We start from the raw sequence: 23316 nt of genomic DNA on the forward strand, positions 1-23316 counted from the left end.
GTGGGGTTTCCCCATGTGAGAGTAGGTCATCGTCAAGATTAAATTCCGAAACCCCATTTGCGAAAGCAGATGGGGTTTTGTTTTGGGCGCGAGAAAAGCCCGGGAAGGGCTGATTGGTCGTTTCCAGCCGCGGGCAAGTTCATGGTTTTTGAGTGCGTTTGGGTCACTGCTGGAGCCAATCTGTCCGGTCGCCGTAATGCTCTCCAGCAGGCCTTCAGGGGGCCGTGAGTGGCGATGAACGGTAGGAGGGAGGGTCGTGCTGCCCTGGCGTGCCAGGGGGCTTCTGGGGAGGTCTCGGCGCGATAGATCGCCAGGCAAAGGAAGGCGGCGTGAGTTTCGCACTTTTCTACAGACGAAAAAAAAGACCTTGAATTTCAAGGTCTTTTTTTAAGATGGTGCCCCGAGGGAGACTCGAACTGTCTCCAAAAATGGCGCAACCCCCTGTAAACCTTGATATGCGGTGCTTACAGCAATTTTTACTTCCAAAAACCACTTCCAAAAAGCTGTTCGTGGCATTACATTCTGTGCAGATGAGAAGGCCATATGCCTTCAGGCTAAAAATTGTACAGGATGCTCACGCTATGGCGGTCGATAATCTCAAAAACATCGATGGGACGTGGTACGTCCGCGTAGCGATTCCCAAGGATGTTAGGTCTGCTTTTGGGAACAGAACTGAGTTCATCAAGAGCCTCAAAACGGGTCGTAAGAGCGAAGCCCTTGTGCTTCGTACCAAGGATCTGCATGAGTTCAAAAACCGCATAGCAGTGGAGCGGCGCAAGCTCGTCATTGAGCAAGAAATGCAGACCCTAGCTTCACTGCCAGTCGATGTGAAATTTGACGAAATGTTCCAGAACCTGGGCGAGATAAAGCGCAGGCTGATGGAGCGGAAAGAGGATAGGAAGAAGGCTTTTCAAGATTCAGAATTTGAAGACGTACAGGCAGTGAAAGAAATAGACAGCCACCATAGTTTTCTGAATCTTTTGGCTGAAGAAAAAGAGGCTCTTGGTGAGGATTTGCACCCGGCACTGGCTTCGATTTTGACTGAGCTGAACGAATTCCAGAGCCAACCAAGCAAAACCTTCAAGCAATCGGAAGGGCTCCTTGAGAAGTTGGAAAATACCCTTGAATTAGGTTCATTCCACGGATATGCAGAAACCAATGCAGAGAAGGAACAGGTCAAAACCTTCATTGCAGAACCAACCAAGTTCGTCAAAAGGCATCCTCTGACAGAGAAGAATTTCGTTGAGTTTCACAAATATGAAGTGAAACGTAAGGTAACGCTGCGCTCTATTGATCGGCACGTAAAACGCTTGAACATGCTTAAGTCGTTTCTGGAAAAACAGAAATTTGAGCTTGATTATGAATCGGTTCGTGTTTTCTTGGAATCGCTTGAATGTGCCGATAAAACGAAATTGCAGTACCTCTGTTCCTACAATGCCTTTTACAAATTCATGTTCAATAACGTGGATTTCAGACAAAAATATCCAGTTAATCCATTTGCAAATCACGCTGTGGCTAAAATACGCCGTGGTGCGAGGAAAGAGGATGCTCGTAAAGGATTTACCAAGGAACAGGTCAAGGCGCTCTACAGCAATGCTATAAGCCAAGAAAAGACACGTCTTGCTGATTTGATCAGGCTCGGATGCTACACAGGCGCACGAATCGAAGAAATATGCCAAATCAAGGTTGAAGATTTGGTTGAGGTGGATGGTGTTTACTGTATAGACATTAAACAGTCTAAAACCAACGCTGGTGAAAGGCTTGTACCAATTCACTCAGAATTGCTAACACTTGTTAAACGCTTAAAGGCTGAATCCAAAGACGGATATTTGCTGAAAACGAATCGAGGCGGGAAGTATGGAACAAAATCTAAAGAAATGAGCAGTGAGTTCTCTGCCTTTAAAATCGCTCTTGGATATCCAAAGGATTTAGTCTTTCACTCCTTTCGACACACAATGGTCACGGAGCTTGAACGTGCCGATACGAAAAACATCCTTGTTATGTCGATTGTAGGGCATGACGTTGGCGGTAGCCTTTCTATGACCTTTGATCGTTACTCTGATGGACCAACACCTATGGCAAAGAAAGAAGCTATTGAAAAGGTTAAATTTGATATTTGATGTACGTTTATGGAAATGCCGGAATAGCTTTAATTTAAAAAGTGTCTTGGCGGATACTTAAGCGACAAAGGCATGATCCAAAGGTTTGGGGCTTGCAGTGCTGAACAATTTCGCGCAGCGAGTGCCCGAACTTCTTAAAATGAATGATCATCAAGGATCAATAAAAGTTATTGACCTGTCGAATGCATTTTCAATTCTAATGCATGATCCAATGCCCAACAATTGATGGCTAGATTTGCTGACGCCTTTAGGTTTTTAATGAGATCTAAAATTATACGCGCGCGCTATAGGTTTTCAGTCCTTGAATTCCGTGGCCTGTAGAGACTTTACAGTACAAAAAATTGTACTGTAAAGGTATTTTAGAGTACAAAAAACTGTACTCTAAAGCGGTGTTTTCCAACATATTTGTGGAATTTCTCTTTTTGGAGTACAAAAAATTGTACTCCAAAGTTTGCTTTATTTACTCATACTAAAATATTTTTCAACAAATTTGTGCTTAAACCACAATTTTGTGTTTTTCAAATGCTATCGTATTAAAACAAACTAAATAATAATCAACATGAACATTGAGAATAGAAGATATATAAAACTGCCTACTTCTGACAAAGCCTTGGAAGCTCTTTGTAAAGTGGCTTTGACAAAACACTCCGCGCATACGCTATTGATAAAACTCTGCACTGCTGCTGATAAAACAGAAACTGGCTTGCATGTCGTTTATACGGACAAAGCAGAGATTATGAAGTGGATGGATTGCACAAGCGAAAATGTACGCAGATGCATGAACGTTTTAATTGAGCAGAAATTAATTGCTGTTGAGCATGATAAAGCCCATGGAATGATGTGGATTGAAGTTAAGTTCCTTAACCTTTAATTGATAGAAAAATAAAAAGACTGCGGCAAACAGTCTAATTAATGAGTTGAGGTTGAGATGAAGAACCCTTTTAATAGTATAACATTTAATAAATTAGAAAAGAATTTTTACGCGCAAATTTTTACGAGCGCAATGCCTTATTATATTGCGGTGGTTGGATTTGATAAAGTGGCTGGGCAGATCCTGATGGCTGCAGTCGAAAATATGGATAGATTTAATGAATGCAAAGTTAACCTTCATGACCTTGATAAGTATTTGGACGTTTCTGAAAATACTCGTAAGAAATCCCTGAATGTCTTGAGGTATATGAATTTCATTGAAACTAAAAATAGTAATAGGACTGGTGGTGAAACGACTTTTAAGGTGAATGTCCAGTTCGCTTGTAAAGGTAGTATTGAAGAGAAGATGAAAATGCCTAGCGCATTGAATAAGTCGTTTAGATCTGCTGCTTTGGTAAATGGACAGATTTGTAAAGAGAAATTCAAGAAATATAAGCAATTTAATAATGATATGAATCAAGAAGGTGTTGATGGTCTTATCCCATTCTAATTACCTACTTTTCCGTAAGGAGAAAATAACAAAAATACGAGAACAAAATGACAAAAACAAAAATAGCTAGAATCGACCATTTTTCAAACCAGTTAGCATCATTTGAAGCTGACAAATTCCAAGTCATATTCAACCCCGCTACAGAAACCTTGATTGCCAAAGAGAAGGCGGCTTTCTGCTTGAAAGCATTCAATGCGCAAGGTGTGAAGAATCAGTTCTTCACTGCTGATGACCTGCTGACCGACAAGCTTTTCAAGCTGATGAGTGCCAAAAACATCGAAGGGTATGACGTAACGATTGTCCCGAAGTCAAAGACCTTCCACTACCTCACAATCAGCTCTGTCACGTCCTTAAAGCTGAACGACCTGGCTAGCCTTGGCTTTGCCCCCACTCTGGTAACAACCATCAAGGGAAGCCTGCATAGCAAGCTTTACGACCTGGTGTGTAGGATCGGCAAGCATAAGGACGATGACCAGTACGCATTCAACGCACAGATGTTCGTGTGGGCTCTGAACAAGAGTGTCAGCACCTTGCGCGTACCTCGTCCAAAGAGCCTTGAAGCACCTATACACGCTGCTGGGTTCAAGCACCATGGCACTGGGTCATTCGTGACCTGCAATCGCTCGCTAAAGCGTTCCTGCACTGAATGTGTGGATCAGATACAGAAGGTAAGGGGAATGAAGCTCACAGCGCCTGCTGTTGGAGCTGGTAGCCCTGATGACACCGCTTTCTACCTAAAGGCTTTACGAGAAACGCTGGTGTACAAATCTCGGCTTCTTGGTGATGCCGTGATCGATGATGTGATCGATAGGAGAGTGGCTAGACAAGCATTTGCAGAGCATTACAGCGGTGATGACGTGTTGGCCTTCCTGTTGAGCCAGGGTCACGTCAAAGCGAGGGAAAATGCATTTGAGCATGCTGTGAAGCTCATGACCTTCTGATGACTGACCTAAAAAAAGCCTCGTGAGAGGCTTTTTTATTTTTTAACTAATCAAATATTACCTCGTCTATTCTTTCCCCTCTGCTGAAAGCCTTTTCTGATAGGTAAAGCTTATTATTTGGGCTTTCTTCAATTTTTTTTGGTTTATTTTGATTAGGTCTAGAAATTCATATAGCTCCTTAAATGACTCATCATCGTTAATTTCTTCCATTATGTAATCCTGTTTTTCAGCATAAGTGCTGAATACAAGAATTATAACATTTGAACGCGCATTAATTAGTGATAAAACGACTTGGAATGCAGCTGGCACCATTAAGTGTCAAGCCTTTCGTTGAATGCTATAATTTATCACTTTACATGGTAAATAAATGCATAGCTTTAAGAATATAGTCAAGAGAAATTGAAAAATAACCAAGTAGTAAAATGCAAATAGTGGCGATAACCCCGCTTTTAGTTCTACGCTCGATAAATTGTGCAAATCATAGTAAGGCGGTTCAATTGGTGTTACCAGCTTGTTCGTGGCATAAAGATTACTGATCTTTCGTATTTCTATTAAGCTGGTACTTTGTTCTCTTATGAATCTGAACTGTGCATTTTTGAATTGGTAATGTGGGAATCGTGACGGGCTGTATGCTTCATATTTTTCCAAGGTTGCATCTTCAAGTATTACGTTAATATCCTGGATTTTTAAAAGCTCAAACCTAATCTGTGTGTTTAAGAAAATAAAAAAAGTCATAAAAAATATGAAAAGCGCCACTATAAAAGCTCCCTGAATATTGTCCAGACAGAATTTTTCTTTCTTAATTCTGATAACGATTTTGATGCATCGCCATATAAAATAAGAAAAGCCCGCTGCAACAGCGATGTAGAACATTGATGCTAGGTGTTCTTCTTTTAAGAACTGATGAACATAGTATCCTTGTCGATCAAGGCTTTTATGTAGAAGAATTAAATATGAAGCAGATAGTAAAAATAAACTTACACCAATAAAGGTTAACATAAGCATTAATAATGTATTCAACTTACTTTTTTTGTCTGTCGCTGGTTGATTGTTGTCCATTTTTGTAGTGGTTTGTTTGTTAATCGAATTATAGCATTTTGGTTTTGCAAATTAGCCCGTAAGCAATGAAAGTTGAAGAGTTCCTATTTAGGATGGCTGTCGATTGATTTGAGAGCTTTCTAAGGTTGGAGGGTGCCTTTGTGGTGGGTAAGGTTAGGACGGCTCATGGCGGTGGTTTCAAGGTACAAAAAAAGCCCCGTAGGGCTTCTGTTGGTGGCTTATCTTAATCAAAGACCTTTACTGTGAAGCTGAAATGTTGAGGTGTTGATTTCGCAAGAGAAACGTATTTGACAGTGACTGTGCCATTGTTAACGCTAGTGCCAGAAAGCGATAATCTTTCTAATCGAATTCTAGATTGTGTTAAGCCATCTTGATTAATGTATTTATCCAATGTCACTGGTACTGATGATATTTTTACGTTAGCTGATTGACCCAGTTTCGTTTTAAATGTTTTTACAAGATTAGTTATTTTGTTTTTATCGAAAGCCTCGGAACTTAAATTGTCAGCATTAATATTCATTACATAGGCTTTGCCTTCAAGCTTCGATGTGTCTATTTTGTTGAGTTGGTCGATTATCAAATCGCTTTTTGAGATAGAGGTTGTGGTGAAACTCAAGTTTGAAAGAACTGAATCTTGCAAATGTTCAGTGCTAGGTGCGTTTATTTCATCGCTTACCGAAACAGCAGTGCAGGTATTTGAATCAAGAATTGGCGTGGTTCCATATGGATAAACAGTACCTGTGGTGCTTTCAGCTTTTACTAAATACTTTGTGATTTTACCTATAAATCCGGCTGGGCATTCTTCTTCAATGATTTCTTTCGTAGTCGTTGTGATTTCTTTTATGCACGATGTTGTGTCTTCGCTTTTCGTTTGGAACGTTGTGTTTGTCGCTCCGCTTATAGGGTCAAAGATTGTGATGTTGTCTCCAGTCTTGGTAACGTTTCCTGTGTACGTTCCTGCTTGTGTTCCATAATACGAATCACAGCTTACGGTTTCGCTACCGGGTTTTACTTCAACAGTGACGGGGCCTGACGCTTTGCAGCTATTTTCAGTTTCAACAATGTATGAAGAATCGTTTTGTGACCAAGAGATGTATTGTTTTAATTTTAAGTGCGTTTCTCTTATGATTTTTCCTGATTGGCCTGTTGGGCATGAAACCTCATTTGTGCTTGTTACTGTGTCTTTCATGTAGTAGCAGGCATTAGAAATAAGCACTGTTAATTTCCAATCGCTGGCAATTCCTGCTGGTGTCACCGTCCTTGAATAAAGCCCGTTCGTAGTTCCAAGTGGGTAGTTTGGGTTCACTGATGGGCAATTCTCTTGTACAAGCTGTTTGTTTTCAGTTTTTGAACAAGTGTCTTGTGTTGTGATAAAGCCAGAATCATTTTTTGTGCTACCAGTTTTCCATAAATCATACGTTCTCGATTGCGTCATTTGCCCGGTGTAACCAGCGGGGCATGTAGGATTTTTGGTTTCAGTTACTGTCTTAAAGCATTTGTTAACGTTTGTAAAAAATCCGTTTAAATTCCATTCTCCTGCTATGCCGTCTTTTGTCGTTCTTGTCCATGTCCCAAAAATCGTTCCGAATGGAAATTCAGGGTTTTTTATTGAGCAAACTGGATTATCAAAAACCTTTGTTTCTACTAATTTACAAGTGCTAGTAACCATCACACCAAAACCTGTTTTAAAGTTACTGTTTACTCTGTCTGAACTCCATAGCGTATATTCACGACGTTTATTTATCGACCCTGTTTCTAACGGATTTTCGCATTTTTGCGAAACTACTTCTGATACAACTTCCGATATTTTAGCTTCTTCCATTGCTGTGTTTGTCGATTCGTAGCATTTTGACAATATTTCAAATCCGTCGCCATACGATTCACTACCATTTACAAAAACTCCATTTCCTTTGTTTACATAGGTTTTACTACCATCTTTATTAATAAAAAAGACTCGTCTCATACTGATTTGTTGCCCCGACTTGCATCCCCCGTCTGTTGACCATGTTTCTGCGCCTAGCGATTCTTCGTATGTTTGTTCAGCAGGCCATGTAATTGCTGATGCTGTGTTTGCTATCAACAAAACAGAAAGTGTTGATATGGCTATTAGTGATTTTTGCATGATTTAAAGGTTTGTTTATTAGCTTAATTATACCATTTTGCCGTTTGCATACTTTTCCTTTTGGCAAAATTAAAGCCTCTGTTGAGGCTTTAATTGATAAGTGGTTAATCATGAAGCGTCTATATGGGCGTCATAATCGTTTGTGTCTTCATAATCTTCAATAGGAATTCCTTTGAAGTCTGTGCTTAAAAAAGAACGTGACTGTGCATCCATATCAACGAAACCCACTGAGTCAACAATTTGTCGAGTGGTTTGAATAAGGTTTTGTTCAGCTATATTCTGTTTTCCTGATTTGTTTTGAGTTGAGTCATTCGCATGGGATAAACTCGAAAGCAACGCTAAAGCTGCAAAGGTAAATAATCTGATTTTCATTTTAGTAAAGGTTTGTTGTTTTTAAATAATAGCATTTAAAAAAAGAAAATCTAATTTTCTGAAAAAGATTTTTCGTTAAGGCTTCGTTTTAGGTTTTAAATGGTAAACTATAAAAGCAAGCAGCATGTTGTTCTTCTTGTAGTAAAGTCCGCTGCTTGTAGTTAGGTTTGTTTTTAGAGAAGCCCGCAATCATGCGGGCTTTTTGCTTTCTCTGATTGCTAAGTGGCTTTGCTGCGAGATCTGGAGGTAGGATCAGATCGTCTACCTCCAGGGCTGCACTGACATGTCTCGACCGATACGCAACAGGTACAACCCTAGGGAGCGCATTCAGCTAGATTTTGACGTGTCTGCGTGTGTCCTGAACCTGAATCAGCACCTACAAGCTTTCCGTGAATACTCGGTCTCTGATGACCGCGAAGCCTTTCTACGGACACAAGGAGAGGCTGCAAGGAATGCTATGCACGTACACCAGATCATCGCCTGTTGGCTTGGGCTTTATGGCTTGGGTGAGGATGGGGAATGGCAGGAGTACTGCAGGGCGTTTATGGAGAAATTCGTAGAGGTTGATACGGGCTTTGCAGAAGTGGCTCTAGCTGATGCCGTCAGCTACTCACAGAGCCTGCTGGAATCCCTCGATGCTGCACGTAGTCAGCTTGCCGGTGGACCAGAGAAGGGCGGTTAGGCTTCAACCAGTTCTAGGATTTCGCAACGGCTATCAATGATGAGCCTTCTGCCTTCAAGGTGGCCTATGGGCTCTCCGTACTGAAATAGGACGTTATCCACAAGGAATCCTGCTTCTGTATGGAGGTTGGCGGCGGTTAGGCTGGAATCGAATCTGTACAGCCTTCCGGCTACCAGCGCGCCTACATCTTGGCCGTTGTGCAGCACAATGCACGGAATTTGAGGGTTGTAGCTGAATTCCTTGTCCATACGGTCAACTCCCTGAACCTGCGGTATGGATGAGTATACCCGGCCCTGCGCTCCCTGGACTTGGACAGATTCTATCGGGGTAATAGAGGCTTCGGATTCTGTTCGGAATGGCCTAGGAACGGCCTAGGGAAGGTTGAGTACCTGGTGGAGCATTCGCTGACGCGAGAAGCACCTGGTATGGCTTATATGATTGGATAAGTAGATTCTCGTTGAATGATTCGACTGTACAAAACAAAAGGCTTTTTGGATTTTATTCACGGGCTATTCAGTGTGATAGAAGTAAATGGCAAATGGGTTGAGCTTTAATGCTTGCCATTTGCCGCAGGCATTGAGCTTTATTTAATCCTACCTGCAAATTTATTGAATAGACCTTTCATTCCTGACGTGGTGAAGCGGCTAGCTACGATTCGTTTATAGTGATTGTACCGATTGACTTGTTTGTAATAGATGAGTTCTCTGATTAGCCATGCTACTTTTGAAATCTTCTGTGCGAACAATCCGATTGTCCATAAACAAATCGAACAGATGATTACTAAGTGGAAGGGGAACATGTCGGAGATTGGTGTGCTGCGAACAGAAAAATAAGCATACCAAACATAGATGTTTGCTGAAATGAACATGATAACCAATAAAGTTGGCAGAATCATCCAATACCTAAAAAGGCTGTGATCTGCTTGCATTAACCTTCGTATTGGAAAGAAAGTCGCTAATAATCCATATGGGAAAAATAGCGCCGTCAATTTAGCTATTTTGTAGAGGTTGTCTACTTCACAATATTGGCTCATTGCATAATCGAATTGTTGCTGAATAGCGCTTTTCTCTTCATCTGAATACTGAGATTCATTTTTTGATATTTTGATTGACATTATAGTGTTAGGTTGTTTTCCTAATTATAGCATCTGCGCAATCTCAAATTGGCCATAAGGCCAACTTATATATTGTTTTTTCCGAATTTGCTTGAAGAGAATTCTATTCCTTGGGCGTGTTCAGGGAGATTTCTTTCTGTTGAATACAGAATCACTCCAATGAATTCTTTGATTTGGGTGGATCTGCGAATTATGTGAATGCATAACATCAAGACAATACAAAGGTAGATACTGATTCCCATCAAGGTTGAATAAATGTCACCAATTCCGGTGATTCTGTATCCGATATTTAAACTGCCGGTTATCTTTTCTATGTCGATAACCTTATAGATAAATAGCGCTTTTATGTACCATAAGGAGTGGTACAGCATCACGGCATAACAAGTTATTGAGAGAAAAAGTAAAACCAATTCTTGGATGAATTTAAAAATATCCGTATGTTTATCAACTGTTGTTCCATTGATGTTTTGAAGAATTGTAGTCGGGGCGGTGACAGAAAAACCTATCATGGATTTTATAGATGTATATATTACGCTCAAACCACTCAGAACAATTGCAAGAGGAATTGCCCAAATCAAAGCGTTTCCACCCAAAATCAGGGAGTTTGCAAAAGTGTCCAGGAAGGCAGCCATTTGCGGAACCTTGACAATTATAGCTAGCGCTATGAGAGCTTCAGGGCCAACGCTTAATCCTACGGGGTTGTAGATCTCATTAAAGCTTGTGGAAGCGGTTATGCCTGTTGCAAGGATTGCAATCTTACCTGTGAATGATCCGAAGAAGCTTGATGCAAGCTCTATTACATTCTTGCTAGCGTTTAATCCTGCTGCCTCTTTAGTTCTGCTAAAAGTGTTCTTTCTTATCGCATCATTTACTCTGAGTTCTGCCTTGATGATCATACCTACTGCAAGAAGGTTTTGCCCAAAGCCTTCAATTTCTAAAAACACAGAACCACATTCTCTGCCACTTGGCGACGTTGAGCTAGAGTACTGCAAGCAGTCAACAACTCTATCTATACTTAAAGGACCGTCATTTCCGATTGTAATGGATTTCAAAAATGCTGTGTCCCAATCCTTTGCAACTGGTGATAATTGGCTTGCATCAAGACTATTGTTTATGAAGTACTGTAAATTAATATTCGACTGAATCCTTTCGTATTCGACAGTAAAAGCTTCTTTGTCCTTGATTTCAGATGTGAGTATGCTTGACGATTGATACATGTCTAATTTTAACGTTGAAGCTAATTGCTCACCTGGGCCAGAGAATAGGGTGTTTTTGAAATCGGTATTCAATATCTTTGCAAAAAAAGTAACCATGTTGGGATTGGTCATGTATCTGTTTTTGAAATACAGGTTGTAAAAATTCAGAGAGTCAGCACAGTTCTTTGGGCTTGAATCATTTGCACAAGCCCTTTCTGCACAAGCTCTCAACGTTGATTCAAGAGTCGAATTGCTAGTAAAGGTGGTTGAGTTGGCATCACGATCTAAACTGGTTTCTGACCCGGCGCTGTGGTCAACAGTTGAGCAAACTCTTACCATTCGGTCTTTGGGTATCAACGCTTCTGTGTATCCTGGAACCCTGTTGAGGTCATCAATCACGCGCCCGTGCATGCATTTTGCGGCATCGTAGGCATAGTCTTTAATGCTATTAGGGCTCATACCGCTAAGATTGAAATTCTCTTCGTCACTGCAAACGAGCTGACCTGATGTGTATGTGTCAGGTACTCCCAATCTAGGTTTACCTGCCTTGATTACGTTCTCAGCGATTCCTTGTGCCTTCTGAATATATTCTTCCTCAATGATACGTTTCATTGTCTCAATCGAATTTTCCACATAGCTGGATAAGCCATAACGTTTTGCAATGCTTTCAGTATTCATGTCGATAGTGAAGCTGACATCTAGTATGCAGCTCCCCACTTGGTGAAAGGCTGAAAATTCACCTGTAGACTCGTTAAAGTTGAAGATGATTTTTTGTTTTTTTGAGGCTTCTTGCTCTGACATACTCGACGTACACAATTGAAAGCTAATCGCGTTGTACTCGTTAGCTGGTCCACCTGAATTCACAGCGGGGATAAAGCGCTTTGGGTATTCAATTTTGGTTTGTTGAGCATCGTTGAATAAATAATATTCCGCTATGGAGTGAGCTTTGTAAAACGTCCCTATCGCTAACTTTGTAAATATGTTGTATCTAATCCCCTGTTCATTCACGAAAGCGGGAAAAGCAAAAGCATAAAATAGTAAGGTGATTAATGTGGCCGTTAATGCGGAGTTTTTCTCGTTCATTTTTTGAGAGGCTGCGGCAAATACTTTAATATAAAACCACCTGCTAAGAATTAAAAACGCAAGAGTGGTAATCACTGTGAGCATTTTCCAGATAGACTGATTTACAATCTTGGATACGCCGCTATTAAACTTGTTGTTCTTTCCTGTGCAGTTATATTTGCCAGTCTCTGTCCCTTGAGCAATGCTCTGTGTCATTTTACAGCCATACAATGAGTCTAATACTGGCTCTGTGAATCCAGACCTTCTTTCTTCATCTGTTTGAGACTGTATAAATGCAGTTGCTTTAGAACCAATAGACTCTGCATTAGCAAATTGTGGGAATAGGGTTAATAGAAGCAGAAATGCATAAGTTGAGAATTTCATTAAAGGTGGGCTTGTTTTAAAGTATTATACCATTTCAAGCCCTTCCTAATGACGCGTAATCAGCTTCGTTTGTAAGATGTTAAAGAAGAAATAAAGCCTGTGCTTAACTTGTTAATCATACCTATTGAGCCGATTGATAAAACGTTCACGATTGTCATCATCCAGCCTATAACCTTGATTCCCGCTTCTGCAAACATCATGTGTCCTCCGAGTAATTTAAGGGTGTTTTGCATAAAGTGCAGACAAATGCTTGTCGAAACCAATGTCACTATGAACGGTCTTATACACTCAATAAAGAATCCAACAATGTTGTCAAAGATACCTCCCCTTTCATAATAGAACGATGCATCTGTGAATACTAAAACGACCCTGATTACCTCCCAATTTATTGTATATGCAATAAGAGGCAGTATAGGGAAAACTGCAATGCTCACTGCAAACGCAAAAATATTCCTGCGCATTGCGGCGAAATTGTCAGCGTCATTCAGTCTCACGAAAGCGAATAGGAAGAATGGTGAGAATTTTATGAGTGCTATCACGAAGTATTTTTGTGTGACCGCCATTGTGTAGAACGGCAATATAGTTACTGAGATAAGCAAAAATCTGTAACCGTTACTAATCATGTCAAGTGTCAGACTCAAAGACACAATGCTTGAGCCAATACCTGCTGCTATGAAAGTTACTGTCTGTGCTAATGAGCTTCCAGCTTGGATTTTATTCGGCTTTCCAATGTTAGCTGCGCTATCGGTTTTAGGCATTTCAATTTTTGACTTGGCATAATCGTTAGCAATTTGCCCTGTAATAGCTAGGGTCAGTCCGAAGGCTCTCAAATCGCTAGCCGTATTGCTTAAGCTGGTTGCGTACAATTGATAACATTTGATTGGGTGGGTAACTGAAAGCTTGCAGCGTTTTAAGGCAGTGGAAGGCAATTCAAAGCCTATTCCTGCGCCCTGTTCAAAGTCATTGTGCATTCCGGCAGACGTACCATTATCGAAGATCAGTTTCTGAGTAATAGCTTCTGCATCAGTGATAGTTGGCAATGTTGCACGGTCAGTCTTTATAAAGTAATTTCTGACGTATTGGCTGATGTTGACTCGGTTATTGTAGTCAGCTTCATATCCGTGCGCTCGTGCCCATTCATCATCTATGAAGAAATCCACTGCTTTTCTTTCTGAAATTTGCAAGACTTTGGTGTTGAATAGGTTTTGATTGATGCTCGTAAAAGTAGTCTCTTCAACAAGATTCTGGTAATTGAAATAGAAATTTAGCTCCCCCTCTTTAATCATTTTTTTCAACTGAGTCAGGATCGAAGGACTTTCCAAAGCCGTGCTGAACGCATCGTTAAAGGCTAAAATTCTGTCACGATAAGTGTCTTCCAGTTTCTTTCTTGTTTCGTAGAGCTTTGTTTTGTAAGTCGCTATTGGGTCTTCGCCCATTACTTGCCAGTCGTTTCCAACGCATTCAATTGAACCTGTGCCTCTTGTCCCAATACCTTTATGTGCATCTATGTAGGTTTTCGCGGAAAGGCGCAGTTGTTTATTTTCGGCACATACCAGATTCAAGACAGTCACAGCCACATCGTCTGCTAGCTTAAAATCGTTTGGTAATTCTTTGAGGTAAGTGTTTGCTCTTGTATCCTTATAGAACATCACCATTACGTTGTTTTTTATGTCTTCGTATTCTGCTTTCTTGTTTTCAAACGGGCCGTTACGCAGTTCATTTCTTAACTGGTTTGCAGTTGCTTCTACTGTGCGAATGTCAGCTTCGTCCCTGTACCTTTCGTTGTACCTGACTTCCTTTAGGTAAGGTGTTGCTGCACCTGCATCAAGCTCTGATTTGAATACCGTCACAGGGTCAAGCTTAAACAATAGCTCTCCGTTATCGCTTAATTTCTTAAATGTGAAGGTATTGTTTTCCTGTTTTGAGATGTCAGATAGCGAATTCGATACAACCCAATTCGATGAGTCACTCTTGTTGAAAATGTCGTTGTAGAGTTGACTTGAAAGCCTCGCGACAATGGCTTTTGAAATTAATTGGTTTGACAAAGCTGAAGCCGTAAAGGCGGCTTGTCCCTTTGTCACATCATCTACAACGCCTGTTTCAGAGTCTTTAACGGTTGTTTCCAAATATCCTTTCTGTCTAACCCAACTTACCATTTGTATGAATTTCTGCTTTGCGATTTCAGATGTTACGTCAAGCCTTATAATTACTGCGTCTGCTATGGATAAAGAGTTTTTCTGTCCAACCATCCCTAGCCCAAATATCCCTACCGCCGCAATTGCTATGAATAGGTTATTCAAGAAGTTATATCTGGCTTTTACCTGTTCTCCATGATCATTTTTTGAGTCATGAAATTCACCCGTTTTCCAAGCTTTGAGCGCCATGATTAACCATATTATAATAAATATGGCAATTATTAGGTAGGAAGCTAAATCCCTTGTGTATTGCTTGTCTCTTATAAAATGATCTTGGTTCGCTTCATCAAAACGTAACTGTGAATCTGTTTTTGTTTCCTGGATCTTTGCGTATTGTGTATCTTGATCATTGCTTAGAAGAAGAACCCCTTCGCCAACGGAACTGCTCATTAGTTTCATGGCGATGTTTTCAGGGCAAAGCGTTGATGAATTAGGATCTACTGTTTTGTTATCTGATTTGAATCCACATTCTGCTGCAGATGCTTGTGACATATACAGGAAAGGCAATAGAAGAAAGGCGAGAGCTAATTGACGCATTAGTAATAGGTTTGGTTTTCTAAATTATACCATTTGGCTTCGTGATTTCGGCTGATAAGCCGATTGCCTTTTTACCCATTTGCCATTCTCCTGGTGGATCTTCCTCCCTCCTTGGATAGGCAGTGTGTAGCTCTCGCTCTGCTTCCTACCCCATCACATTGCATAGCTTGTGGCCTACTGTGCCGGGGAGACAAGCAAGCTCCTGGTGAGCTGTGCGAAACATCAGACGTGTTAGGTTGCTTTGTTCTCTGTTCTCAAGCTGTGATCCGCATATTTTTTCAAAATCGTTTTAATCGACCTCCTTACACCTGATCGAGTTTGACTATCAGAAATGGCAAGTGTGAACAGCATTTCCAAAAAAATCAGATTTATATTTTTTTCCAAAATAGTCATTTCCTTTTCTTAAATGACCTCTAGCCCCGAGAAACTAAGAGCTGCAGCGATGTGCGAGCTTCTATGTGTTATTTACCAAAATCATCATTTTGGATTTAAGATTTTTTGGCTAAATAAAAATCTGTTTTTTCTAGATTCTGGCTGTTTGACAATATTTTTAAAATCATTAAAGTTCGCTTCATCGAATCAACGGGATTCGAAAAATAGTGGTTATGGAAATGCCTTGGCGTGAAAGCTCTATGCGAAGCTTCAACGGTATTACCAGTAAGTAATCGTACCAATCGCACTATCTGAAATAGCCCATTTCTAAACGCTGATTGATTTCAGCAGTGCGAACCAGAAAAGTTAAAGTCTTTTCCGCTATCTCATTCTGAGAGGCGTACCCGGTATTTCCATATGGCTAATATTTTTAGAAATGAGATTGAGATTCACTGCAGCAAGAGCGATTTAGATGAAATAATTGATTTTTGTTTTAGCGAAGATGGAGGTAGGTATTATTTCGATTTTGAAAAGATTGCATCACTAGGTGGTAGCTCCGAACGTGAAGTTTGGGGTTGCGATTCTGAGGCATTTAATTTTGAAATAACAAATAAAACTGACGTGGTTTTGGTTTTTAGATTTGATACGTTGAATGGTGTACCTCATCGTATTGTTCCAATTCTATTTGATAAATTTAAAAGTTGTTTAATTTCGCATTTGTTGTGCTGTGAAATGCTTTCGTGTGCAGTAATTCTCACGCGTATTTCGAATCGAGTAAAACCATTGGTTGTGAGCGCTTACAAAGGTGAGTGTAGCCTCAATGAAGAACGATGGATTAACGATATAGGACTTATGCTTTGGGGGTATTCAGAACGCCCTAGCTTGGCAGAGCAGGGATTTATAGATGTCGGTGGGGGTCATTTTGTTAAAGCCTACACACCTGATGAGTATGAAAGTCTGTATCCGAGATTTAAACCCGCATAACAAATGATACTTGCTTAAATCTTATGCATTAACTGAAACGCTTTCACGTTTCTAAAAGCAGTTTTGAACAATACTGCAATGCATGCCAGAAAAGTTAAAGTCTTTTCCACACGTCACTTCTGACGATGTGCGCCGCTCTGTGCGCGTTTGAAATATCTCGGTTCCAAAACAAAGCTGCTTGGTTTCATCGATTCTGTAATTAATGAATGTGTTTCAACTATCTCAAAGCCGTCTAATGAGATTGTACTGTGTGACCTTTTTTCAGGGTCGGGCAGGGTAGCGAATCACTTCAAAAACCGTTTTAAGGTCGTAGCTAATGACCTGGAGTACTACTCCTATGCGACCTTGGAAAATCTTCTGAATAATGACTCTTCGACAGTGTATGAATGTCAGCCTATTTTGGATTACATGAATCACAACATGAGTGGTGAAGAAGGGTTCATTTTTCAGAATTATAGTGAATCTGCCGGGCGCACATATTTCACCAATGACAACGCAAAGCTGATTGATGCGGGGATTGCCCTTGTGTATGGAATGTACGGGCGTGGCGAGCTGACTGAACAACAGTTTTATTACTGCCTCTGTTCCGTGCTGGAAGGCGCTGACAAGGTTTCGAATACGACTGGTTTATATACAGCCTACTTAAAGAAATTCAAAGCATCGTCTCTCAATCCAATTCACTTCAAAGCGTTCGATCTGAAAGAAGCTGTGGCGAGTAATGATGTATACATGGGTGATGCCACTGATTTAATCACGCATGTTAGTGGAGACATTTTGTATCTCGATCCTCCGTACAACCAGCGTCAGTACAGCGGGGATTATCACCTACTCAATACCATTGCGCTGAATGATAAACCTGAGATTGCCGGAATCACTGGCAAGCGTGTTGGAAGGGTTGGCTCTCCGTGGTCGAGCAAGAAATTGGTAAAAGACGAATTCAGGAAGTTGGTTGAGTTGGCAAATTTCGAATTCCTTGTAATGAGCTATTCAAGTGAAAGCCTCATGCCACCTGCGCTGATCGCTGACATTATGTCTGCAAATGGGAAATATTCTGTTCACGAAATGGAACATAAAAGGTTCAGTTCAATAAAGGGGCAAAAGAATCCATTCGGTGGTGAAACCGTTACTGAATTTCTTCATGTGCTGCACAAAGAAAGGTAAAAATCACTGCGAAATCATAACAAGTTTTAGACGGAAAATGTATGTCCGCAATCCCGCTGGCAATAATTTGTAAAGGTGATTTATGAGTGTCGATGAAATAGAGATAGACAGCTTTTGGGAACTTATAAAGAAGAAGATTTACGATGGTGAGGAAAAGAAAAAGGCTATTTTTGTCAGTATTGATGAAGCCGAAAGGTTTCAATTAATTTGGCTAGGAAAATCAGAAATTGGTGATTTTCTAGTTTATTGGATTGAGTGCTGGGGCATTGATGAGGATTTGCATTTTTTAAAACAGCAATTTATGTCTGTGGATTTCGAAGCCATGAGCGTATCGCTTTCTGATGGTACTACCCTTGCTTTTGAAGTTGACGAAGACCCATTCGAAGAATGAATGAACTACCTATCAGCAATTCTGCTGGTTGGTTTAAGATAAGGTGAATATATGTTGCAAGTGGAGTTTAGCTTTAATGCCGAGCAAGTAAAAATCGATAAATTCGTTTTTGATAATTTTCCTCAATGGGACAAGGTTTCGGATATCAGTCAGTATAGTGGTGCAGTTTCTGAATTAATCGATCAAATGGGTTCTGTTTATCATATGAATCTTTCAAACCCGGAGACATTGATTTTTTGTTATGAGTGTTATGGCTTTGATGACGATTTTCTTCAAGAAACATTTGAAAAGCTTATTGCATCAGGTATGACCGAAATTTACTTAAATTATGCAGACAATGACGGTGAATTTGCGGGTTACGTGGATTTCAGTTCTGAGGTAATGGTAAGAGAGGAATTCAACGGGGGCGACATAGCTGATGTTAGCGAGCAACTGCGTGCTGTTCTTGAGTCGTGGGACACAATGAATCATTTATTTAATGATGATGATTGAATAATGCCATTCAGCAATTCCGCTGATTGGATGATAAGAATGGTGGTTTTATGATGCTAATAGAAACTATTTCTCTTGAGGCCGGCAAAAGCAAAAGCAGGGTTTTTCAAGGATTTTGCATGTTTGTTGAAGAAAACAAATTTCGATTAATGGTTGATAATGGGAGATTTGAGAGAAAGGTTACGCGGGTTGATGTGATCGATAGCGAATGTGTTCAAATCTATTTAACAGATGAAACCTGTGTCTTCATTTATGTAGATACTATTGATTATGTTTATATTGATTGGGTTTTTGGGCAGGTTTCTAATTTGAGATCGGATGGAATAAAGCAGTGGAATGTGGCTAGTAAAAGATACGAGCTTGAGTATGAGGATGAATTCAAGACTCTATCTTTTTATTTGGATTGATTCGTGAATAGTGCTTATCGTTATTTGTGGGTTTTAAAATGATATAATTAACTCTATGAAAGTAATTACGCTTTCATAGCAAAAGGTAAACAAGCATGAGCAAACAATTTACGAAGGATAATTTAAATGACATAGTTACTGAGTCTATTGTAGATTCTTTAAACTACAATAATAAGCAAGCTGTGACTCGAGCAAGAGGAGGTATTCCCAAGCCGGATCAAACTTATTTTGAACGGTACTCTAACAATAAATCGTTGATTCTTAAAAACGCTGGAGTGGAAGAGTCATCGATTCCTGAGAGTATTAATATTGAAAATGTTTTAGTGGCTAAACAAATTCATGATTATATAATTGGCAATCATCATTTGGTCGATTTTAAAGAGTATTATTTGAATGGTCATTTCAAAATTGATCCAACCGGTCCTCATACTACTTTAAAAATAACCGAAGAAAAACTACTTCGATATAATGGAGTTGAGACTCTGTTGAATATTAAGCCGTTGCATAATCAGCCGATAGGGAAAGGTTATACCGTTGACATTCCTTCGCAATACAACGTCGCACCTTTGAGAGCAAAAGGTCTGTTGCAAGGTTTGATGTTTGCTGAAGGTTCTGTCAAGTCAGCATATGAACACATGCAACAACAAGAATTAAATTTAAAGCAGAAAGAACCTCAAAGGCTAAAGCCCAAAATGTGAGAGCATCCCATGCTAAACAATCAGACCGCCCACACAGGCGGTTTTTTTCGGTAAAAAATAAAGCCCTATCAAGGGCTCTATAGTGATTTAACCGTTCTTGGACCGTTCCACCTCAACCCAAATATTAGTTTCTAGTCTATGCTTTTTAATGAATTTCTTACCATTGAGGGCCTCCAAATTTCTACCTGAAGTTAAGTGGATGAGGGTTGAGACTTGAAAATTGCATGCCTAGGATGGGGATCGCTGATATGGAAGCCGGGTGTGCTTCCTTTAGCTTCAGACTGGTTCAGTGACGGGCCTGAACTGCCTATCGAGTTTTCACGGGTAGGCGATGGTGGGGAGCTTGCAACGGCGGTATGCCTCAACGGTCCACCGTGTCAGGTGCTTTGGGCAGTCCTAGACGTTCAGTCGCTCGATGAGGCTGTGCAGGCCCTCCGCATACGTGAGCAGATTCCCGATTATAGAGCTGATGGAGTGGGTGTTTTTACCATCAACAGTTCTACGGTTGGTGTACTTGGGAAATGGGCAGCGGATAGGCAGCTCAATGCCGTCATATGGACTGCCTTGCCTCCACGATTTGAAGACGTAGAAGGCTTGATACCCTCTCTCGTTGATGTGCTTTCGTACCTGATCTCCCTGGACGGCAAGACGTTGGAACACGCCAAGGCGTACATGGAAAACGTCCCGGACCAGATCGATACACCCTACCGGCGAGAGATCAAAAAGCTTGGGTGGGACTGATGAGCAAGGACAGCAAGACACTGCTAGTTGGGATCTTTGAACATCTCCGGGTGTTACGTGCAACGGTCTCTGAATTGGAATCTGTTGTTGAGATCGAAGTTGATGCTCTCCGGGGCAGTCAGACTGTCGATGTGGATGACTCAATTCACCTGTCATTCATGAAGCTTCAAGACCAGATAGGCGAGATGGAAGAAACCCTAGCAACGATTGCTGAAGCCACAGGTGAGATTCCCAAGCTGTGATTGAAGGAGAAGGTTTATGTGTGGTCGATTCGTGATGTTCAGAAGCCTTGATGAGTATGTGCAGGAACTCGACCCCCAAGGTGATCTGTTCGCCAAGGTGGATAAGACACCCATTGGCCGCTACAACATCGCTCCCAGCACTGACGTTCCTGTCATTCACGCCGAACCTGATGGCCCGCAGATCTCGCCCGTGCATTGGGGTTGGAAGCGCGAGGTGTCTTGGCCGAAGCCGAAGGTAGTGCAGCCGATCAATGCCAGAATCGAAACCATAGCTCGTGGTCGATTCTATAAAACGCTTTTCCCTGACCATCGGGCGCTGATTCCAGCGGACGGCTGGTACGAATGGGTCAAAGAACCGGGTGATGAGAAGAAGCAACCCTTCTTCATCAGGTTGAAGAGCCACAAGCCTATGTTCTTCGCTGGACTGGCCCAGGTAGAGCCAGGTCCATCGCCTGATGAGCCACCGGGCTTTTTAATCATCACTGCCGATGCTGGTGGGGGCATGGTAGACGTACATGACCGTAGGCCCGTGGTTCTTTCTCCCGTGCTTGCGCGGGAATGGCTTTCTCCTGATCTGACGAAGGATCGAGCAAAGGAAATTGCCCGCGATCTTGGGCAACCTGCAGAAGATTTTGAGTGGTATCCGGTCAGCAAAGACGTAGGGAACGTGAAGAACAAAGGGGCTTATCTCATAAAGTCGATAACCTAAATGGTATAATTTGGGTATAACAAAATATTAAGTTTCCATGACTGACGTATCAGATATTAAATACTCGCCAGACCAAATTTTTTCAAATGATCAGATTGATCAATTGAGAAAGCAAGTCACATGGTGCGGCGGCACTATCGCGGATGAAATATATTGGGAAGGATATTCAGAGAGCCCATTATCAATCAATGAAGATCAAATGCTGTTTTCAAATAAAATGCCGAAAGGGGTTTAAAGGTTTAAAGGTTTAAGAGGGTTAAGAGATTTAGATGTAGGCAGAAAGAAATGCTATGATTTATTCATAACAATTAATAATATCCATGGCTAATCTAAAATCTGAATACCGCGCACAGGTTCAAAGCTTCATCAAAGCTTTGGATTACTCCAACAACGTCAGCCCTGACGTTGATTACAAAATGTCGAAAATCAAAGAAGAAGCGTTTCTACCGCGCTGGTTAACAGCCTTGATTGCAGAAGAGGTTCGTGCGCAAGGCGTGAAAGCCCCGAACATACTTAATTTTGGTAGCCCTGTTTTCACCAACACCGTGATTCAGAAGGATGGAGAAGACTACTATGGCTTTGACATGTGCAATGTCTATACACAGAAAGACCATGCTCCAATGACCATCAATGCCTTAACCAAGACTGTGGATAATTACGTCACCTTGAGGAATCACAGTGTCAGCCAAGGTGAGCTTATGCTTGATCTCGATAACACCTTTAAGAAGTGGTACGAAAAGGTGAAGGGTATGACGTTGAAAGACACTGAAGCGCAGTTGGTGAGGAACATCACTGAGAAGGGGATTCCTATCAAGAAGCTGGATGACCTCCAAAAGCTTTCTGGCGACGATTTCACTAAATGGCGTGAACTAGACATGCCCAATACCTGGATAGCCCACAATCCATACGTCAAAGGCTTTAAAAACGAATTCATTGTTCCCAACAGGTTTGCTGATTTTGAAAACTCTTTTGCTAAACGAGTGATGGGCGTTTTTTCTGAGCCTGCCCCGGTTGAGCAAAATAAGCCTGGTAGGCCAAGATTTAAGTTATGAAATTAATTCGCCTTATGGGCGAATTTTGCTTATTTGGTTTGGTATAATTTGACTCATAAACAAAACTATATTTACTATGAGTAAAATTAAATTCAAATCTGATGACGAATATTTAACCCATTTCGAAGGGTTGATTGACTCTTTAAGGCATATAGCCCGTGATTACGGTTATTGCGCGTATGGCTTATCTTACAAAGATTATTCAGGAAGAACTGTAATTTCTTTGGACTACTATGATGTAAAACTAGATTCGATGGTGAGCTGGGATCTGGTCAAAGAAGTAGGGGTTGCTGTTCGAAGATTCAAGAACAAAGAGGTATTGCTTTTCCGTGGCGAGACAGTAATAACTCATAAGCAGATAAAATATTTAAAAGAAATTGAATTACAAGCCTCCTAGATGGAGGTTTGATTTACTCATGCTCCCGGTCAGTCCGGGAGGGTATCGGGCCTAAACGTGCTGTGCCGTCAGCTTCACGCCTAGCGCATTCACAAGCTTTAACACTGTGTCATACCGGGGCTTTGCACCTGGTGCCTGCTTTGTACAGGCTCTCACGGTTCATGCCTGCATCTCGGGCCAACTGCGACATACCACGGGCCTTGGCGACTTCTTGCAAGGCGCGCAGGAACACGTCAGGGTTTGGGTCTTCAAGCGAGGCAGTGAGGAATTCGCTGATGGTGTCCTCGTTAGTGAGGTATTCAGACGCCTCAAATGGCTTGAGCTGGGTCATGCACGTTCTCCTAGATCGACGTCATTGAGGCTGGGTTCAGCGGTCATATCCTCTCGCTACGGTATAGGATCACGACCCTTATTCATGAGATCATATCCTCATCGAAAGCTGTATAAATTTACAGTATTATAGGTA

At 41.2% G+C, this 23316-nt stretch carries 24 protein-coding genes and 1 pseudogene; 17 read left to right on the forward strand and 8 right to left on the reverse strand.

Annotation, left to right across the window (positions count from 1 at the left end):
• Positions 1-581 precede the first annotated feature (581 nt).
• The 4 genes from ACZRMO_RS14760 to ACZRMO_RS14775 all read left to right on the forward strand — a co-directional run bounded on the left by ACZRMO_RS14760 (position 582) and on the right by ACZRMO_RS14775 (position 4481).
• On the forward strand, positions 582-2120 hold the full coding sequence (locus ACZRMO_RS14760) for a tyrosine-type recombinase/integrase (protein WP_463973329.1): 1539 nt from the start codon (positions 582-584) through the stop codon (positions 2118-2120).
• A 559-nt stretch (positions 2121-2679) separates the two neighbouring features.
• Positions 2680-2991, forward strand: coding sequence for a hypothetical protein (locus ACZRMO_RS14765; protein WP_144269764.1), 312 nt, complete (start codon positions 2680-2682; stop codon positions 2989-2991).
• Between the two features lie 57 nt (positions 2992-3048).
• The gene (locus tag ACZRMO_RS14770; RefSeq protein ID WP_463973330.1) at positions 3049-3540 is read left to right on the forward strand and encodes a hypothetical protein; all 492 of its coding nucleotides are present in this window, start codon (positions 3049-3051) and stop codon (positions 3538-3540) included.
• A 47-nt stretch (positions 3541-3587) separates the two neighbouring features.
• Positions 3588-4481 (forward strand): hypothetical protein, encoded by an 894-nt coding sequence (locus tag ACZRMO_RS14775; RefSeq protein WP_463968084.1) that lies wholly within the window; start codon positions 3588-3590, stop codon positions 4479-4481.
• Between the two features lie 66 nt (positions 4482-4547).
• Here the strand turns inward: ACZRMO_RS14775 and ACZRMO_RS14780 are convergent, their stop codons facing one another.
• The 4 genes from ACZRMO_RS14780 to ACZRMO_RS14795 form a co-directional block, all read right to left on the reverse strand.
• Positions 4548-4691, reverse strand: coding sequence for a hypothetical protein (locus ACZRMO_RS14780; RefSeq protein WP_156422427.1), 144 nt, complete (start codon positions 4689-4691; stop codon positions 4548-4550).
• A 108-nt stretch (positions 4692-4799) separates the two neighbouring features.
• Positions 4800-5540, reverse strand: coding sequence for a hypothetical protein (locus tag ACZRMO_RS14785; RefSeq protein ID WP_157222880.1), 741 nt, complete (start codon positions 5538-5540; stop codon positions 4800-4802).
• Between the two features lie 223 nt (positions 5541-5763).
• On the reverse strand, positions 5764-7662 hold the full coding sequence (locus tag ACZRMO_RS14790) for a hypothetical protein (RefSeq protein WP_157222879.1): 1899 nt from the start codon (positions 7660-7662) through the stop codon (positions 5764-5766).
• Between the two features lie 108 nt (positions 7663-7770).
• The gene (locus ACZRMO_RS14795; protein ID WP_156890633.1) at positions 7771-8034 is read right to left on the reverse strand and encodes a hypothetical protein; all 264 of its coding nucleotides are present in this window, start codon (positions 8032-8034) and stop codon (positions 7771-7773) included.
• Between the two features lie 457 nt (positions 8035-8491).
• On the opposite strand from ACZRMO_RS14795, the gene ACZRMO_RS14800 reads away from it, so the two are divergent.
• Positions 8492-8716, forward strand: a complete 225-nt coding sequence (locus ACZRMO_RS14800; protein ID WP_463973331.1) for a hypothetical protein — start codon at positions 8492-8494, stop codon at positions 8714-8716.
• Here the strand turns inward: ACZRMO_RS14800 and ACZRMO_RS14805 are convergent.
• The 3 genes from ACZRMO_RS14805 to ACZRMO_RS14815 all read right to left on the reverse strand — a co-directional run bounded on the left by ACZRMO_RS14805 (position 8713) and on the right by ACZRMO_RS14815 (position 15159).
• Positions 8713-8964, reverse strand: coding sequence for a hypothetical protein (locus tag ACZRMO_RS14805; protein ID WP_057021777.1), 252 nt, complete (start codon positions 8962-8964; stop codon positions 8713-8715). The two genes, ACZRMO_RS14800 and ACZRMO_RS14805, sit on opposite strands and share 4 nt — an antisense overlap.
• 931 nt (positions 8965-9895) lie before the next feature.
• On the reverse strand, positions 9896-12472 hold the full coding sequence (locus tag ACZRMO_RS14810) for a hypothetical protein (RefSeq protein ID WP_463968086.1): 2577 nt from the start codon (positions 12470-12472) through the stop codon (positions 9896-9898).
• A 59-nt stretch (positions 12473-12531) separates the two neighbouring features.
• On the reverse strand, positions 12532-15159 hold the full coding sequence (locus tag ACZRMO_RS14815) for a hypothetical protein (protein ID WP_463968087.1): 2628 nt from the start codon (positions 15157-15159) through the stop codon (positions 12532-12534).
• 834 nt (positions 15160-15993) lie between these two features.
• On the opposite strand from ACZRMO_RS14815, the gene ACZRMO_RS14820 reads away from it, so the two are divergent.
• The 12 genes from ACZRMO_RS14820 (at position 15994) to ACZRMO_RS14875 (ending at position 22850) form a co-directional block, all read left to right on the forward strand.
• On the forward strand, positions 15994-16560 hold the full coding sequence (locus ACZRMO_RS14820) for a hypothetical protein (protein WP_463973332.1): 567 nt from the start codon (positions 15994-15996) through the stop codon (positions 16558-16560).
• Positions 16561-16707: 147 nt separating this feature from the next.
• Entirely contained in the window at positions 16708-17721 is a 1014-nt protein-coding gene (locus ACZRMO_RS14825; protein ID WP_463973333.1) for a DNA adenine methylase, read from the forward strand.
• An 82-nt stretch (positions 17722-17803) separates the two neighbouring features.
• Complete coding sequence (locus ACZRMO_RS14830; protein ID WP_367235975.1) at positions 17804-18112, forward strand: hypothetical protein; 309 nt, start codon at positions 17804-17806, stop codon at positions 18110-18112.
• Positions 18113-18163: 51 nt separating this feature from the next.
• Positions 18164-18604: a hypothetical protein gene (locus tag ACZRMO_RS14835; protein ID WP_463973334.1), complete on the forward strand. Its 441-nt coding sequence runs from the start codon at positions 18164-18166 to the stop codon at positions 18602-18604.
• 26 nt (positions 18605-18630) lie between these two features.
• Positions 18631-19011 carry a hypothetical protein gene (locus tag ACZRMO_RS14840; RefSeq protein ID WP_177324617.1) on the forward strand — a complete coding sequence of 127 codons (381 nt, stop codon included), beginning with the start codon at positions 18631-18633 and terminating at the stop codon, positions 19009-19011.
• Positions 19012-19106: 95 nt separating this feature from the next.
• Positions 19107-19709, forward strand: coding sequence for a PHP domain-containing protein (locus ACZRMO_RS14845; RefSeq protein ID WP_157222877.1), 603 nt, complete (start codon positions 19107-19109; stop codon positions 19707-19709).
• A 213-nt stretch (positions 19710-19922) separates the two neighbouring features.
• A complete protein-coding gene (locus ACZRMO_RS14850; protein WP_463973335.1) occupies positions 19923-20450 on the forward strand; it encodes a hypothetical protein in 528 nt (175 codons plus the stop codon).
• Positions 20450-20692, forward strand: coding sequence for a hypothetical protein (locus ACZRMO_RS14855; protein WP_122749025.1), 243 nt, complete (start codon positions 20450-20452; stop codon positions 20690-20692). The genes ACZRMO_RS14850 and ACZRMO_RS14855 overlap by 1 nt, the downstream gene beginning before the upstream one ends.
• Before the next feature lie 16 nt (positions 20693-20708).
• The gene (locus ACZRMO_RS14860; protein WP_463968091.1) at positions 20709-21401 is read left to right on the forward strand and encodes an SOS response-associated peptidase; all 693 of its coding nucleotides are present in this window, start codon (positions 20709-20711) and stop codon (positions 21399-21401) included.
• A 37-nt stretch (positions 21402-21438) separates the two neighbouring features.
• Positions 21439-21636: a hypothetical protein gene (locus tag ACZRMO_RS14865; RefSeq protein WP_156890629.1), complete on the forward strand. Its 198-nt coding sequence runs from the start codon at positions 21439-21441 to the stop codon at positions 21634-21636.
• Positions 21637-21721: 85 nt separating this feature from the next.
• A complete protein-coding gene (locus ACZRMO_RS14870) occupies positions 21722-22453 on the forward strand; it encodes a hypothetical protein (RefSeq protein WP_463968092.1) in 732 nt (243 codons plus the stop codon).
• 76 nt (positions 22454-22529) lie between these two features.
• Complete coding sequence (locus ACZRMO_RS14875) at positions 22530-22850, forward strand: hypothetical protein (protein ID WP_156890628.1); 321 nt, start codon at positions 22530-22532, stop codon at positions 22848-22850.
• 51 nt (positions 22851-22901) lie between these two features.
• On the opposite strand, the pseudogene ACZRMO_RS14880 reads toward ACZRMO_RS14875, so the two are convergent.
• Positions 22902-23181, reverse strand: a pseudogene (locus tag ACZRMO_RS14880) (addiction module antidote protein).
• Between the last annotated feature and the right edge of the window lie 135 nt (positions 23182-23316).

The organism is Pseudomonas sp. B611, from assembly GCF_055407965.1.